Below are 14,822 nucleotides of genomic sequence, written 5' to 3' on the forward strand. Positions count from 1 at the left end.
CAGTGGCTGGTGGTTAAAACTGAACAGACTGGCATCCGCAGGCTAGCTTGAACGGTCATTATTAGTAATCACCTCAAGCACTTCCGGATCTTCGAACAAATCGGGATATTTACGTTTTGCCCGCGCTAAACGAATGATAGTGATGATATTGGTCACTACGATTAGCCCTTCTGCAAGGGTGCCGCCAATAGAGCCAATTAATAAATTGTTCAACATCCATAGCGTGGCCGCTAAACCTAAAAACACCCGCATCGATATCCCACGCAGCAGAAACATACCAAAGGTACCGAGCACCATGGCAGCAATGGGTAAAAAGTCTACCCAGCTTTGCCAAGTAAAAGTAGCAGCGACGCCGCTGGCCAGCAGTACGCCGACCATCACCGTTTTACTCCCCATATAACGACGGGCCAACACAATCCGCACAATCACCAGCAAGGTCAGCACAGCAGCTGTCCAGCTTTCAAAAAATACGAACTGCAAGACAAACGCCACATTGGCGGAAATCAGTAATACCAATAGGCGATCATCGTTTTTGCTGGCAAAGGCGACTACGCATATCACCAGGGCCACCAAGCCACAGAGCTGACCAGCCAGGGCAGTGTCGCCGAGGTTTTCTAGCATTATGACCTGCCCTCTTTTAGCTCTTTTCGTTGCCCTATACTCGCATACAGTGCACTAATCTATCTTCATAAACCTCTTCCTGAAGAGCTATAAATAAGAAGTCAGACGATGGGGATACAGGCGATGGCGATGACATCGTTGCGGTAATGATCGTTGCGCTTATATTCGCGATAGCCTGTCAATGCGACCATGGAAGACGCTCTCTACGAGATCGAGTCCATGCGCCAATTCGCCGGTTTGAAGCTGGATCGATTGCCGGACGAAACCACGATTCTCAAGTTTCGCTATTTTCTGGAACGCCACGGCCTTAGCAAGGTGTTGTTTCAGGAAGTGAACAAGCACCTGGAGGAAAATGGCCTGATGCTGCACGAAGGGAGCATTGTCGATACCACTATCATCTCTGCGCCTAGTTCCAACTAAAACAAAAAGGCGAGCGCGCCCCCAAAATGCACCAGACTAAAAGGGGCTCTTGGCACTTTGGCATGAAAATGCACATAGGTGTCGACGATAAACTTGGGTTGATTCACAGTATCGAGACCACGGCTGCCAATGTCCTTGACATTGTGTCTGCCGATCAGCTGCTTCACGGTGAAGAGATTGCGCCCGTTTTCCGTTCAATGAGCGGGAAACGGGCAAAAATACACAAAGAACGGGAGAAGAGTGTCTGAATTTTCGATTTTTGTCGGCTCAAGTGAGCGTTAATGAATATCGGCATTTATTCAGACCTTCCTTAAGTCTAATAAATGAGCATCTGCAGAGTGTGTAAGCACACGTTCAAATCTTCGATGATGCCATGCTGCTTTGTCGCTGCCACAGCAGCACCACCAAAGGCACCAGCGAGACAGGAATCAACAGCAAGTTAAGCGTCGCCCAGCCTAAGCCACTGACCAAGGGCCCAGCGAGCAGCGCAGTGATAGCCGCAGTGCCAAACACTAAAAACTCATTGGCGGCCTGGGTGCGTGCTTTATCCACGGGGCGATAGCTCTCGGTGAGCAGACCTGTGGCGGGCAGAAAAGTAAAGTTCCAACCCAGCCCCAACAAAATCAGCGCCACATTGAAACCGGCTAAACTGATACCCAATTGTGCGACTAAAGCGCTCGCCACCAGCAGCAGGCAACCAGCCACGATGACCCGCTTAGCACCGAAACGGGTAGCCAAATGCCCGGTAAAGAACGAGGGCAGAAACATCGCCACCACGTGCCACTGAATAGTCATTGAAACGTGGTTAAAGTGGTGTCCGGCTCCCGCCATGGCGAGCGGTGTGGCGGTCATGGCCAGGTTCATCACACCGTAACCGACCATCGCCGCGCTTACCGCCAGGATAAACGCGGGCTGGCGGAGTATCTTGATTAGCGACAGTGCAATGCCTTCGTCATGGGTGCGGGATGCAGGCGGTAGTTTTGTCAGCATCAACACCACTAATGCCAGCGCGTAGAGTGCGGCTAAACCAACAAAGCTGCCCAGAAACGGCACTTCGCCCAGCTCACGGCTTACTCTTGCCAGCCATGGCCCGGCAAACGCGGCCAGCACACCGCCACCCATTACCAAGCCAATCGCGCGATCACGCATCGGCGTAGGCGCAGCTTCTACCGCGGCAAAGCGATAGAGCTGGCCAAAGCCAATGCCGATACCAATTAACCAAGTTGCCAACAAAAACAGCCCAAAGCGCTCGCCGATCAGCGCCTGCACAGCAACCAGCGCGCCGATTAGACCAACGAGGTTGCCCAGCATGAAACCGCGCTTCCGGCCCAACCTTGCCATGATCAACGAAGCAGGAATGGTCGCGCACATCAGTCCAAGCCACTGGGTGGCAACCGGAGCGGTCGACCAAGACGCGCTTGGGGCTAACGATGCGCCAATCAGTGGCGAGACGGCAATCAGCAGGACATTGCCGGTGACCAGCAGCGCTTGGCAAAGCGATAACAGTGTGACGGTTAAAGGCACGAGGCGCTCTCCTGAAGTGGATCGGTATGGGAAGACGCAAAGCGTTGGCGATAAACCGAAGGTGACACACCGTAGTAGCGCTGAAACTGACGGCGCAACTGCTCTGCACCGCCCAGTCGCCAGCGTTGCGCGAGCCGCGCAAGAGAAACCGGCTCGCGTTCGCTGAGCAGCGCCAGGCGCGCTTGTTCAAGGCGTAGTTGGGTCAGGTAAGCACCCGGGGTCGTATTTAGGTGGCGTCTAAACAGCCGGGTTAAATGGCGTGGAGAAACCGCCATCAGGTCGGCCATGCTATCAAGCCCATGATCCACACTCGGGTCGGCATGAAGTTGATCCAGTAAGCGACGTAGAGGTCCCGCCGCCTGCTGGTGTCGCAGTATCTCGCTGAACTGCGACTGCCCACCTGGGCGCTGTAGAAATACCACTAACTCACGGGCCACTCGCCCGGCTAGATCAGCACCGTGATCCGCCTCTACCAGCGAAAGCGCCAGATCAATACCCGCCGTGACGCCTGCGCTGGTATAGCGACCGTTGCTTTCGATATACAGCGCATCGGGCTCGACGCTTAGCGCGGGGTACTCCTCAGCCAGTTGTTGTGCATGGCGCCAGTGGGTAGTGACGCGGCAACCATCCAGCAACCCTGCCGCTGCCAGTAAAAACGCGCCAGAACAGATAGAGCCAAGACGTCTTACTTCTGGGGCGACCTCAACAAGCACCTGCTTCACGGTAGCTATCTCACGCTGCTGTATTACGCCACTACCGCCCGCCACCAATAGCGTATCCAGTGGCAGTAAACGAGTAAGTTGCTGGTAGGTGTGGGTAGCATGCACGGCCAGGCCGCCGTTGGTGACAACCGGGCCGACGGCATCGGCAATCAGAGTCAACTGATAGAGCGGCTGGGGGCTTAACGCATTGGCGCTGGCAAACACCTGCCAGGGGCCGCTGACATCCAGCAGTTGGCAGTCGGGGTAAGCAAATAGGGCAATATGGCGAGTCACTGTCTCTCTCCGCTAGCGGGTATCGAAGCATTAGAGAGAGTGTCAGCGCTGCGCTCGATGTCGGCAAGGACCATTACCCCACCGATTCGGACATGGGGCTGGGTCAACCCTCAGCGGGCCAAAATTAGCCCGTTCTTTCTAACGGTGCCTCCATACGGCGGACGCTGGAAACGAAGTCACTAAAGCGCTCGCCCTGAATCAGTACATGGTCACTAAGCGCTTGCTGTGCAGCCAAGGGATCACCTTTTTCAATCGCTTCCACGATGGCTTGGTGCTCGCTGAGGGAATTATTTACCCGTTGGCGCACCTGCAGCTGCAGGCGCCGGTAAGGCTTTAAGCGCTGCTTTAGTTGGCGCGCTTCGCTGGCCAAAAAGGCGTTGTGGCTAGCGGTGTAGATACAGTCGTGAAAACCTTCGTTTTCGTAGTAATACTCATCGCTATCACCGGCCAGCGCCGCCGCTTCGCAGCGTTGGTGTGCTTCGCGAAGCGCGACCAGCTCGGGGTCGGTGATCCGGCGGGCCGCTAGGCGCCCGCACATGCCTTCAAGTTCCGCCATGACCTCGAACATCTCGATCAATTGATCAATTCCTACCTTCGCCACAAAGGTGCCTTTTTTGGGCGAAACCGTCACTAGGCCACTCGCTACCAACTGCTGAAAAGCTTCACGCACGGGTGTTCGCGAGACCTGAAACTCACGCCCCAAGGCTTCCGGGTCCAGGCGCTCTCCCGGCAAACGGCGGCCATTGATGATGTCATCCTCAAGAGAATCCCTTAATCGCTGAGCGTTGGAGCGCTTGGTGCCCGTCATGTTTACCTCCATGGATCGCGACTTATTTCAGGCCATTAAAATTGTCATAAAGTTGACATTAGCATATTTAAGCGCTATTGAAATATATATCAGATCTTCTGATAAACATATAAAGCTCATCCAAACACACAACAACAATTGTTGGAGACGCCACATGCAACGCTATTTAATCTCAACTGCCGCCGCCCTAGGCCTCGCCATTGCGGCGTCACACGCCTCTGCCGATACCGTACTGCGTGCTTCGCATCAATTCCCCGGTGGCCAAGGGGACGTGCGCGATGAAATGGTGCAAATGATGGCCCGCGAAGTAGCCGATGCAGATGTCGGGCTGACCATTGAAGTCTATCCCGGCCAATCGCTGTTTAAGGCGCGTGAACAGTGGGGCGCTATCGCCCGTGGTCGCCTGGACATCACTTCTCTACCGCTGGATTACGCTAGCGGCCGCCATCCTGAGTTCTCGGCTACGCTGATGCCGGGGTTGGTGCGTAATCAGGAGCATGCCCAACGCCTGAATGACTCTGAGTATATGGAGATGATTAAAGAGGTCATTCGCGAAGGTGGCGCTCGGGTACTTGCAGATGCTTGGCTATCGGGCGGTTTTGCCTCTAGCGAGCAGTGCGTTACCTCCCCCGATACCGTCGAGGGTCAGAACTTCCGCGCCGCCGGGCCTGCGTTTGAACAAATGCTGGAAGCCGCCGGTGCCTCCATCGCCTCGATGCCCTCTTCCGAGGTTTATACCGCCATGCAAACCGGCGTGCTGGATGCCGCCAATACCTCATCAATGTCGTTTATCTCCTTCCGGCTTTACGAACAGGTTGAGTGCTTGACCGAGCCCGGCGACTTCGCGCTGTGGTACATGTACGAACCTATTCTTATTTCCGAGCAGGTATGGCAAGGGCTCAACGAAGAGCAGCAAGCAGCCCTGATGGAAGCAGGTGAAGCCGCCGAGGCGTTCTTTGCGGAAGAGGCCGCCGCCATTGACCAGGAGATGGTCGACCTCTACGAAGAGAATGGTGTGGAAGTAGTCAGCATGAGCGAGGACGACTACAACGCCTGGCTCGATATCGCTAAGGAGACTTCCTACAAAAACTTTGCCGAGAACGTTCCCAACGGACAAGCCATTATCGATGCGGCGCTGGCCGTCGAGTAAGCAACCCATGATCGCCTAATGGCGCGGCCATTCCGCTCGGGATGGCCGTTTTCTACTGATGCTTGCTTAGCTTGGCGAAATAACCAGCTTGACGAGGGAATTATGGCACCTGCAACGACACACAATGCCCTTGCGCGAGGGGGCATCATTGGCGGCTACATTCGCGTCATAGACAAGCTCTCGCGGCTTTCCGCCTACTTGGCCTGCGCCCTGTTTATCGCTGGCGTACTCGTGATTTGTCAGATGGTATTTATTCGCTACTTACTGGGAATGAGCACCAGCTGGCAGACTGAATTCACCATCTTCTCAGTAACGGCAGCGATGTTGATGGGCAGCCCCTATGTATTGATGACTGGCGGCCATGTCGCCATCACGATTGTTCCCGATGCGCTAGGCGGCATTACCCGCACTATCATGCGCTTGATCGCGTCGCTGTTTGGGTTAGGTTTTTGCGCTGCATTGGCGTATGCCAGTTGGGTCTATGTTTTTGAGGCGCTCCACGGCGAGTGGACCACGGGCTCGGTATGGAATCCGCCACTGTGGCCCGCCTTACTGCCTATGGCGGTCGGCGCCACCCTACTTTCGCTGCAGTATATAGCTGAAATTTTGCGTGGGGAGAACTGAGTATGGATCCCATCACGTTAGGCATTATCGTTGCCATCGCGCTGATTGCGCTGATGGCCATTGGCACCCCTATCGCTTTCGCCCTGGGCGGTGTATCGCTGCTGGCACTGATCTACGACCGTGGCCTTGCTGAGCTCACCTACTTCGGGGAAACCTTTTTTGACCGCATCGCAGAGTTTGGTTTTGTCGCCATTCCGATGTTTATTCTGATGGGCGCCGCGGTGGCCTCCTCCCCCACCGGGCGTGATCTGTATCGCTCGCTGGATCTGTGGATGGGCAAACTGCCCGGCGGTCTGGCGGTTTCCAATATTGGCGCCTGTTCCATTTTTGCGGCTCTGTCGGGATCATCCCCCGCCACCTGTGCGGCAATTGGCAAAATGGGTATTCCCGAAATGCGCAAGCGCGGCTACCCCGATGGCGTGGCAGCAGGGTGTATTGCCGCGGGCGGTACCCTGGGCATTTTGATTCCGCCGTCGGTCACCATGATCATCTACGGCATTTCCACCGAAACCTCGATTGGTCGGCTGTTTATTGCCGGGGTGGTGCCGGGCTTCATGCTCGCTGGTCTGTTCATGATCTGGACCATGATCGCCTGCAAGATGGCCGGTGGATACAACAACCCCATGGCCGAGTCCGTCGAACGACTAAAAGAGAATGTTAAGCAGAATGTCGATAGCAACCTGAAAGCATTAGTGCGGGTTCTCCCTTTCTTAGGCGTGGTCGCGGGCATCCTGTTTGCGCTTTATGGCGGGGTGGCCACACCTTCCGAGGCGGCGGGCGTTGGCGCGTTTCTATGCTTAGCGCTAGCGATCCTCATCTACCGCATGTGGCAGTTGGGACCCATCAAGCTGATCATGCGCGACTCGCTGCGTGAAAGCGTGATGATCATGTTGGTGATCGCCACCGCCGAGGTATTTGCATACGCACTCTCCTCCATGTTCATCACCCAAACCGTAGCGGCGGCGATTGCCGGACTTGAGATTAACCGCTGGGCACTGATGGGGGTGATCAACCTCTTCCTGCTAGTGGCTGGCTTCTTCCTGCCCCCGGTCGCCGTGATCGTGATGACTGCCCCGATCTTGTTGCCCATCATCCTCGCGGCCAACTTCGACCCGTACTGGTTTGCGGTGATCCTGACTATCAACCTGGAGATTGGCCTGATTACACCGCCGGTGGGGCTCAACCTGTTCATTATTAAAGGCATCGCACCGGATATCTCGCTGCGCGACATTCTGATGGGAAGCTTGCCCTACGCGCTATGCATGGTGCTGGGTATCTTGTTGCTGTGTCTTTTCCCAGGCATCGCGCTTTGGCTACCTAACTTGATCATGGGCTAAGGAGTTTAACCATGAACATGATGTTTTTGCAGGAGCTGTTTAACAACATCACCCAGCGTGATGCCTTGTTACGGCGACGTCAGCCTGAGACAGTGACGCCCGACCATCAGCAGTTGGTCAACGCTTGCCACAAGTTGCTGGAAAGCGATGGCGAAGCCTCCAGCATTGCGCTAGCAAGCCGTGCTTTGGCGATTTACCAGCGGCTCCCGGCAACTGAAAAAAATAGTTTCTTTGACCGTTTAATAACAGACTTTGCCGCCGACCCAGGCCCTATTGATGCGGCCTATACGGCGTATCGGGAAGCCCGCGACAACCCCACTTTACAGCGGCTATTTGAAGCCAGCGAACCTAGGCGCCAGGAACTTTTCCGGCGTTTAAATCTGGCCAGCGATGGTACCTATGAGTTGGTTAAAATGCGTGAAGATCTTCTGTCGTTGCTGCGTGAGCAGCCTGAGCTGAAGGCCATTGACGACGATTTTGCTCACCTGTTCGGCTCCTGGTTCAATCGCGGCTTTTTGATGCTCAAGCGCATTGATTGGAATACCCCCGCTTCGATTCTTGAGAAGATCATCCGCTACGAGGCGGTACACGAAATCCAGGACTGGGACGATCTACGTCGGCGGCTGGATGCACGTGATCGCCGCTGTTTCGCCTTTTTCCACCCAGCGATTGGCGACGAGCCGTTGATCTTCGTGGAAGTCGCCCTGCACAAGGGACTGCCCAGCCGTATTCAGCCTATTTTATCGGGAGAAAGGGCGGGCGAAAGTAGCGCTAAAAAAGCAATCGAAGAACCTGAAGACGCTGATACCGCGGCGTTCTTTGGTATTAGCAATTGCCAGACCGGTCTGCGTGGCATCTCCTTTGGTAACTTTTTGATCAAGCAAGTGGTGCAGGAGTTGTCTCAAGAGCTGCCGCAGTTGAAATACTTCGTCACTCTTTCGCCGGTGCCCGGCTTCGCCCAGTGGTTACAAGAACAGCGCGATGATGAGCAGTTGCCCGAGTCACTGCGTCAGTCGCTAAAAGGGCTTGAAACGCCTGGCTGGCATCAAGATAAAACCCGTGAGGAGCCATTGAAAGCCGCGATCCGCCCGTTGGCGGCGCGCTACTTAGCCGAGGAGAAGAACCGCCACGGCCTGCCGCTGAACCCGGTGGCCCGTTTCCACCTTGGCAATGGCGCAGAGCTGCATCGTATCAATTGGCTGGGCGATATCTCCGAGAAGGGCATTAACCAGGCCGCAGGCTTGATGGTCAACTACCTGTACGTACTGGACGATATCGAACGCAACCACGAAAACTATACCGCCAAGGGCACCGTTGCCTGCTCCAATGAGGTGCGCGACCTCGCTCGTCGTGCCCGCAAGCTGGCCAAGGGAGAGACCACCAAATGAGCCATAACCTGTTTGAAACCTTTGCGGCCAAGATGCGCGAGCGCGCTGACGCCGATTTCATTACCACTCGTGAAGGCCGCCGCTACAGTTATACCGATGCGCTGAGCATAAGCGCGAAACTTGCCAGTGCGTTGACTGAGCTGGGCGTTAAGCAAGGCGACCGTGTCGCTGTGCAGGTGGATAAAAGTCCTGAAGCGATACTGCTTTATTTGGCCTGCCTGCGCATTGGCGGGGTCTACTTACCCCTCAACACCGGCTATACCGGCGATGAAATCCGCTACTTTTTGAATGATGCCGAGCCTGCGTTGTTTGTCTGCCGACCCAAGATAGAAGAGCAAGCGCGAGCGCTTGCCGCTGAAACCGGCTGCCCGGCCGTGGCCACTCTAGGCAGCGCCGCCGATGGCAGCCTGATGGAAGCTACCCGCGCAGCAACGCCGCGGGAGGATATCGTGGCACTGGGCGAGCGTGACCTGGCCGCTATTCTTTACACATCCGGCACCACCGGGCGCTCGAAAGGCGCCATGCTGACGCACAAGAACCTAGCATCCAACGCCGAAACATTGGTGAAAGCGTGGCACTTCAGCGCCGATGACCGGCTGATCCATGCGCTGCCGATCTTCCACACTCACGGTTTGTTCGTGGCCTGCAATGTCACTTTGATGGCAGGCGCCAGTATGCTGTTCTTGCCGAAGTTTGATGCCGATGTCATTTTCGAAGAGCTGCCCCGTGGCACTGTGATGATGGGCGTTCCTACCTTCTATACGCGCTTGGTTCAGGATGAGCGCCTGACGCCTGACGCTACTGCTAACATGCGGCTGTTCGTCTCCGGCTCTGCCCCGCTCACCGCCGAGACCCACGAGGCGTTTGAAGCCAAAACCGGCCATGCGATCCTTGAGCGCTACGGCATGACCGAAACCAATATGAACCTCTCCAACCCCTATGAAGGCGCACGGCGAGCAGGCACCGTGGGCATGCCGCTACCCGGTGTGGAGATGCGTATTACCAATCGCGAAACTGGCAATGAAGTGCCTTTAGGTGAGATCGGCATGCTGCAGATTCGCGGCCCGAATGTCTTTATCGGCTACTGGCGGATGCCCGAAAAGACCCGCGAGGAGCTGTTAGACGATGGCTTTTTCATTACCGGCGATCTCGCCATGGTCGACGAGCAGGGCTATGTGCATATCGTTGGGCGCGACAAAGATCTGGTGATTTCCGGCGGCTACAACGTTTACCCCAAAGAGGTCGAGCAGGTGATCGACGAGCTTGATCAAGTTGCCGAATCTGCGGTCATCGGCTTGCCACATCCTGACTTTGGCGAAGGCGTCACCGCCGTTGTCGTGCGCCAGCCAAAAGCCGATCTTGAGGAGGGCCGGCTTGAAGAAGACGATGTGATCAGCCATTTAGACGGTCGGCTCGCCAAGTACAAGCAGCCCAAGCGGGTATTTTTTGTCGATGAATTGCCCCGCAACACCATGGGCAAAGTGCAAAAAAATGAACTTCGCAAGCAATTTGACGACACCTACCAGCGCCCTTAGACGCGCTCTTCACTAACGTTTTGCTCTCCCTCCTTTTGGCCCCGCTTACCGCGGGGCTTTTTGGGTAAAAGGAACCATTTGCTCCACTAAGTGTTAAGGTGAAAAGACTTAACGAACGATGGAGCAAATTGCTTTGACTACGCCTACCGTCACCAACGGCATCACCGCCACCGAGCTATATCATTTAGTCAACCAGCCCGCGGGCGACAATACCCCTGAGTGGCCTGAAGGCACGATCAGCCTGGACGAGACGAATCAGACGCTCATCTGGGAACTGAGTGATTACGGCAACTTGGCGATTACATTGTCGCGTAGCGAAAATGAGTGGATGGCGATGGCGCCCATCGCTGCTGTAGAAGGCGTTAAAAACAGCGCTGAGCTCAACGAAGTGCTGCTGCGCCAGGGCATTTCGCTACCGCTGGCCTCCGTGGGTATTGTCGAAATCGACGGCCACGACGTTTATGTGGCCTATGGGCAGCTGTTTGGCGATTCCAAACTTGAGTCTATTTGTGCAGAGCTGCATGCCACCGCTGGCGCTGCCATGGAAGTTGCCGAACTGATTCAAACGCATTTCGTATAACGCTTACCACTGCTCGGCTATTATTAAAGCCACTATTATTGCAGCAACTTACCTGTGAGATTATTTATGTTAAGCAAAATTATGACGGCCCTGCGCGGCAAAGCGAATGAAACCGGTCAAACGGTCGTGGATTCCCAGGCATTGCGTATTTTAGACCAGGAAATTCGCGACTCAGAAAATCACCTCAGCCAGTCGAAAACTGAACTGACCCGCCTGATGGCCCAGCGCCAGCTCAACAGCAACAAAGCCGACACGCTGGAAAGCAAAATCGCTGAGCTGGAAAAAAGCGCCGAAGCCGCGCTGGATAAAGGCGAGGAAGCGCTGGCGGTAGAAGTGGCTGAACGCATGGTGGCACTTCAGGATGACCTGGAGGCTGAGCGCGCCATTGTCAGCGAATACGATGCCAGCATCGAGAAACTGCGCGGCGCGATTCGCGGCACCGACAACCAGCTTCGCCAACTGAAGCAGCAGGTTAGCGTGGTTAAAGCGACGGAGTCTGCGCAGAAAGCGCAATCTGCCGTGGCCGCTCGCCACTCGGGCCAGAACAGCGCCATGGGCAGTGCCATGGAGTCACTGGAGCGCATCAAAGAGCGCCAGCAGCTTAACTCAGCGCAGATGCAAGCAGCCGACGAAATGGCCGCGGAAGAGAGCGGTAGCTCGCTGGAAGCACGCCTGAAATCAGCGGGCATCGGCGGCACGCAGCGCAAAGCAGACGATGTATTAGCGCGCCTGAAAGCAAAGAAAAGCGCTCCACAAGAGTAAGTTCTCTCTTCAACAAGCTCATTAGCGAGGCAGGCCATGCTTAACAACCTGAAAGCACTTTTTCGCGCTACCACGCAGAAGCAGCCCGAGCAGGCTGCGGGCCGCCCGGTAGCGGCGGGCCTGCCCATGAGCGTCAGCCAGGAAGATCTAGAGGGCCTGCGACTGGATGGTCGCGTCAATATTAAGCTGATTGGCCTGCGCGCCCATGCCGATGCGCTGTTTCGCTGGGACGACGATGCCTATCATCACATTGCCGCCGTCGGGCATGTCGATCTAGGCCAAGGGGCGCACCTAGTGCGCTTCTATCTGGACAACGACACCTGGCTACAGGCCAACATTGAGAACGGCCAGGTGCTTGAATATAAGCTGTTCGACTTTTACCGTGTTGCCCATCTCTCGGATGCCGAATTTGATAATTTGATCAACGGTGAAGATAAGCAGCCCGACAGCATCGGCGCCCAAGCTATCTCGCTCACCTCAACCACTGAGGAAGCGCGTAGTTGCACCTATCAGCGAGTATGGGGGGATGGCGACAGCCTGTGGTCGCCGCCGGTGGTTTTCGAAGAGCAGGTAATGACCACCGAGAGCGTGTCAGCCCGCCATGTGACCCACCATGCAATGCTCTATGAGCGTACCATCGAAGGCACCGAGCGCATGGAGTACCTGCTGATGAGCGCTGAAAATGATGACGAAGGCAGCTTTATGGTGGTGCACAACGTGGGGGTAGATGTAGCCTCCGTCGATATCGACGCCATGTAATCATTACCGCCGTTTTTTAAATACGTATTTACCTACGACAAAAGGAAACCACCACCATGGTGAACTACCTGTACGGCTTGCCGTCATTTATCGCCTATCTAGTGACCGCGATTTTACTGCTCGCCGCTTTTATGTACTGCTACAGTCGCATCACTCCGCATCACGAGTGGACGCTGATTCGTGAAGGTAACGCAGCCGCCGCTTCTGCCTACGGCGGCTCCATTCTTGGCTTTACCATTCCGCTTTACAGCGCAATGGCGCACTCGATCAATTTTATCGATTTTGTGCTCTGGGGCATCGTCGCCTTTATCGTTCAGTTAGCCACCTTCTTTGGCGTTAAGCTGTTTTTGCGCAAGCAGGGTGAAAGCCTGTCTCAGCACATTACCGAAGGCCATCAGGCCTACGGCATTTTAATGGCCAGTGTGGCCGTGGCAGTCGGCTTGCTCAACGCCGCTTCGATGACTTGGTAACGACGACGTGGTAAAGGAGAGCCTGCATGTCTAAACACGATCACACACCCCATCTGCCCCGCCGTAAACGTAGTGCACGTCTGTCATTGGCGATGATGGGCGCCAGCGCCTTTGGACTCACCGCCTGTGGTCAGCCGCCCCAGGAAGAGCAGATCACTGAGATCGAATTTGACGAGCCACGTAGCTTTGAAAGCGTAGAAGCCTGTGTCGCGGAGAATGTCTATACCCGTAGCGCCTGCGAAGACGCCTACGAAGCCTCTTTGGAAGCGGTGCCGCGTTATAGCACCCTGGAAGAGTGCGAAGCTGAGAATGGTGAAGGCGCTTGTACCGCCCCCACCGAAGAGCAGTCTCAAGCGGCGACGGGCAGCACCGGGGGTAGTTGGTTTATGCCCGCCATGATGGGTTATATGGTCGGCAGCATGATGTCGAACACCAACCGTGGCCGCTCTTTTGAGCGGGTTTACCAGGAGCCGGTGTACCGTAATCGTCAGAATCAGGGCAACTGGAATACGGCCACTAATCAGGCGACCCAGCGGGTAAACCAGCGAAACGATGCCATGCGTAACTCGGTAGCGACCTCTCAGCGTCGAGGCTTTGGCTCACGCTCTTCAGCCCGGGGTGGCTGGGGCTCCTAGCCTTCATCGGATACTACCATGCTGCGAATCGATATCCCTGAACGAAGCAACTGGAAAGCCCTGGCTCACGAGCTGGGCTTTCATTTTCATACCATCGATGGTGAACCTTACTGGAAAGAAGATGCCTACTACCAGTTCACCATGGAGCAGGTAGAGCGGGATATTGAAGGCCCTACCGAAGCGGTGCACGAGATGTGTATGGAGCTGGTCGATAAAGTCTGCCACTCCAATGCCTTAATGCAGCGCTTAGCACTGCCAGAACATATGTGGGACAGCATCCATAACTCGTGGAAATCGGGCCAACCGCACCTCTACGGGCGGATGGATTTTGCCTACTCGGGCGATGGTCCGGCGAAGTTACTAGAACTTAACTACGATACACCGACCTCGCTTTACGAAGCGGGCTTTTTTCAGTGGGTGTGGCTTGAGCAGGCCATCGCGCAAGGTATCCTGCTGCGCCACGCGGATCAGTACAACTCGATCCAAGAGCGGCTGATCAATGCCATGGCCCACCTTGGTGATCGCCTTGAAGCGCGCACGCTCTACTTCTCTTGCATCAAAGATAACGCTGAAGAGCGTGCCACCGTGCACTACTTGCAGGATGTGGCGGTGCAGGCGGGTCTTAAAGCGCCGTTTATCTACACCGAAGATATTGGCCTGCGGTCCGGTGCCGAGCACTTCGTTGATCTGGATAATCAACCCATTCACGCACTGTTCAAACTCTACCCGTGGGAAGAGATGGCCGACGATGCCTTCGGCGAATATATCCCGCAGCTAAACACCCACTGGTTTGAGCCGCCCTGGAAAGCCATTCTCTCCAACAAGGGTATTCTGCCCCTGCTATGGGAGCACTTTGAGGGCCACCCCAACCTGCTACCGGCGTTTTTCGAGGATGCCAATAGCCCGCCGCTGCCAGCAGGCTGGGTGCGCAAGCCATTCTTCTCTCGAGAAGGCAGCAACGTTGAATTGATCACACCAGCCGGCCATCGCGAGGCCGTGGACGGCCCCTATACTGACAGCCCCTGGATTCGCCAGGCCTATCACCCCATGCCCCGCTTTGGTAATAACCACGCGTTAATTGGCAGCTGGGTGGTGGGCGACCGCGCTTGCGGTATGGGCATTCGCGAAGACGTTGGCCGGATTACCAAAGACTCCTCCTGCTTTGTGCCCCACGCGATTGTATAAAAGCAAAGACTAAATCCCTCCGACAAACG

At 55.6% G+C, this 14,822-nt stretch carries 17 protein-coding genes; 13 read left to right on the top strand and 4 right to left on the bottom strand.

Annotated features, from left to right (window positions below):
* Positions 1-42 precede the first annotated feature (42 nt).
* Positions 43-621 carry a YgjV family protein gene (locus tag V8L71_RS08995; RefSeq protein ID WP_336273888.1) on the bottom strand — a complete coding sequence of 193 codons (579 nt, stop codon included), beginning with the start codon at positions 619-621 and terminating at the stop codon, positions 43-45.
* 219 nt (positions 622-840) lie between these two features.
* Between V8L71_RS08995 and V8L71_RS20745 the strand changes: the two genes are divergently transcribed.
* Both V8L71_RS20745 and V8L71_RS20750 read left to right on the top strand, forming a co-directional pair.
* Positions 841-1,041: a hypothetical protein gene (locus V8L71_RS20745; protein WP_431313172.1), complete on the top strand. Its 201-nt coding sequence runs from the start codon at positions 841-843 to the stop codon at positions 1,039-1,041.
* Between the two features lie 26 nt (positions 1,042-1,067).
* The gene (locus V8L71_RS20750) at positions 1,068-1,289 is read left to right on the top strand and encodes a transposase (protein ID WP_431313173.1); all 222 of its coding nucleotides are present in this window, start codon (positions 1,068-1,070) and stop codon (positions 1,287-1,289) included.
* A gap of 106 nt (positions 1,290-1,395) precedes the next feature.
* Here V8L71_RS20750 and V8L71_RS09005 read toward each other — a convergent pair whose 3' ends face one another.
* The 3 genes from V8L71_RS09005 to V8L71_RS09015 all read right to left on the bottom strand — a co-directional run bounded on the left by V8L71_RS09005 (position 1,396) and on the right by V8L71_RS09015 (position 4,368).
* The gene (locus V8L71_RS09005) at positions 1,396-2,565 is read right to left on the bottom strand and encodes an MFS transporter (RefSeq protein ID WP_336273889.1); all 1,170 of its coding nucleotides are present in this window, start codon (positions 2,563-2,565) and stop codon (positions 1,396-1,398) included.
* Positions 2,556-3,560: a GlxA family transcriptional regulator gene (locus V8L71_RS09010; protein WP_336273890.1), complete on the bottom strand. Its 1,005-nt coding sequence runs from the start codon at positions 3,558-3,560 to the stop codon at positions 2,556-2,558. The genes V8L71_RS09005 and V8L71_RS09010 overlap by 10 nt, the downstream gene beginning before the upstream one ends.
* A 124-nt stretch (positions 3,561-3,684) precedes the next feature.
* Positions 3,685-4,368, bottom strand: coding sequence for a GntR family transcriptional regulator (locus V8L71_RS09015; protein WP_336273891.1), 684 nt, complete (start codon positions 4,366-4,368; stop codon positions 3,685-3,687).
* Positions 4,369-4,522: 154 nt separating this feature from the next.
* On the opposite strand from V8L71_RS09015, the gene dctP reads away from it, so the two are divergent.
* The 11 genes from dctP (at position 4,523) to V8L71_RS09070 (ending at position 14,793) form a co-directional block, all read left to right on the top strand.
* Positions 4,523-5,518, top strand: a complete 996-nt coding sequence (gene dctP, locus V8L71_RS09020; protein ID WP_336273892.1) for a TRAP transporter substrate-binding protein DctP — start codon at positions 4,523-4,525, stop codon at positions 5,516-5,518.
* A 102-nt stretch (positions 5,519-5,620) separates the two neighbouring features.
* Entirely contained in the window at positions 5,621-6,142 is a 522-nt protein-coding gene (locus tag V8L71_RS09025) for a TRAP transporter small permease subunit (protein ID WP_336273893.1), read from the top strand.
* Positions 6,143-6,144: 2 nt separating this feature from the next.
* On the top strand, positions 6,145-7,479 hold the full coding sequence (locus V8L71_RS09030) for a TRAP transporter large permease (protein WP_336273894.1): 1,335 nt from the start codon (positions 6,145-6,147) through the stop codon (positions 7,477-7,479).
* An 11-nt stretch (positions 7,480-7,490) separates the two neighbouring features.
* Entirely contained in the window at positions 7,491-8,867 is a 1,377-nt protein-coding gene (locus V8L71_RS09035) for a malonyl-CoA decarboxylase (RefSeq protein ID WP_101148098.1), read from the top strand.
* Positions 8,864-10,402: a malonate--CoA ligase gene (locus tag V8L71_RS09040; RefSeq protein ID WP_336273895.1), complete on the top strand. Its 1,539-nt coding sequence runs from the start codon at positions 8,864-8,866 to the stop codon at positions 10,400-10,402. The genes V8L71_RS09035 and V8L71_RS09040 overlap by 4 nt, the downstream gene beginning before the upstream one ends.
* Before the next feature lie 133 nt (positions 10,403-10,535).
* Positions 10,536-10,982: a DUF2170 family protein gene (locus V8L71_RS09045; protein ID WP_336273896.1), complete on the top strand. Its 447-nt coding sequence runs from the start codon at positions 10,536-10,538 to the stop codon at positions 10,980-10,982.
* 66 nt (positions 10,983-11,048) lie between these two features.
* Positions 11,049-11,744, top strand: coding sequence for a PspA/IM30 family protein (locus tag V8L71_RS09050; protein ID WP_336273897.1), 696 nt, complete (start codon positions 11,049-11,051; stop codon positions 11,742-11,744).
* Between the two features lie 36 nt (positions 11,745-11,780).
* The gene (locus V8L71_RS09055; RefSeq protein ID WP_336273898.1) at positions 11,781-12,503 is read left to right on the top strand and encodes a DUF2491 family protein; all 723 of its coding nucleotides are present in this window, start codon (positions 11,781-11,783) and stop codon (positions 12,501-12,503) included.
* A 56-nt stretch (positions 12,504-12,559) separates the two neighbouring features.
* Positions 12,560-12,973, top strand: coding sequence for a DUF350 domain-containing protein (locus tag V8L71_RS09060; protein WP_336273899.1), 414 nt, complete (start codon positions 12,560-12,562; stop codon positions 12,971-12,973).
* Between the two features lie 26 nt (positions 12,974-12,999).
* On the top strand, positions 13,000-13,608 hold the full coding sequence (locus V8L71_RS09065; RefSeq protein ID WP_336273900.1) for a DUF1190 domain-containing protein: 609 nt from the start codon (positions 13,000-13,002) through the stop codon (positions 13,606-13,608).
* Between the two features lie 18 nt (positions 13,609-13,626).
* Positions 13,627-14,793: a glutathionylspermidine synthase family protein gene (locus V8L71_RS09070; RefSeq protein ID WP_336273902.1), complete on the top strand. Its 1,167-nt coding sequence runs from the start codon at positions 13,627-13,629 to the stop codon at positions 14,791-14,793.
* The last annotated feature ends 29 nt before the right edge of the window (positions 14,794-14,822 follow it).

It is taken from the genome of Vreelandella indica (assembly GCF_037070225.1).
Lineage (GTDB): Bacteria > Pseudomonadota > Gammaproteobacteria > Pseudomonadales > Halomonadaceae > Vreelandella > Vreelandella arctica.

Coding starts and splice junctions, on each gene's coding strand:
- V8L71_RS09030 (WP_336273894.1), top strand. CDS start 6,145: ATGGATCCCATCACGTTAGGCATTATCGTTGCCATCGCGCTGATTGCG.
- V8L71_RS08995 (WP_336273888.1), bottom strand. CDS start 621: ATGCTAGAAAACCTCGGCGACACTGCCCTGGCTGGTCAGCTCTGTGGC.
- V8L71_RS20745 (WP_431313172.1), top strand. CDS start 841: ATGCGCCAATTCGCCGGTTTGAAGCTGGATCGATTGCCGGACGAAACC.
- V8L71_RS09035 (WP_101148098.1), top strand. CDS start 7,491: ATGAACATGATGTTTTTGCAGGAGCTGTTTAACAACATCACCCAGCGT.
- V8L71_RS09040 (WP_336273895.1), top strand. CDS start 8,864: ATGAGCCATAACCTGTTTGAAACCTTTGCGGCCAAGATGCGCGAGCGC.
- V8L71_RS09015 (WP_336273891.1), bottom strand. CDS start 4,368: ATGACGGGCACCAAGCGCTCCAACGCTCAGCGATTAAGGGATTCTCTT.
- V8L71_RS09055 (WP_336273898.1), top strand. CDS start 11,781: ATGCTTAACAACCTGAAAGCACTTTTTCGCGCTACCACGCAGAAGCAG.
- V8L71_RS09050 (WP_336273897.1), top strand. CDS start 11,049: ATGTTAAGCAAAATTATGACGGCCCTGCGCGGCAAAGCGAATGAAACC.
- V8L71_RS09070 (WP_336273902.1), top strand. CDS start 13,627: ATGCTGCGAATCGATATCCCTGAACGAAGCAACTGGAAAGCCCTGGCT.
- V8L71_RS09060 (WP_336273899.1), top strand. CDS start 12,560: ATGGTGAACTACCTGTACGGCTTGCCGTCATTTATCGCCTATCTAGTG.
- dctP (WP_336273892.1), top strand. CDS start 4,523: ATGCAACGCTATTTAATCTCAACTGCCGCCGCCCTAGGCCTCGCCATT.
- V8L71_RS20750 (WP_431313173.1), top strand. CDS start 1,068: ATGCACCAGACTAAAAGGGGCTCTTGGCACTTTGGCATGAAAATGCAC.
- V8L71_RS09025 (WP_336273893.1), top strand. CDS start 5,621: ATGGCACCTGCAACGACACACAATGCCCTTGCGCGAGGGGGCATCATT.
- V8L71_RS09065 (WP_336273900.1), top strand. CDS start 13,000: ATGTCTAAACACGATCACACACCCCATCTGCCCCGCCGTAAACGTAGT.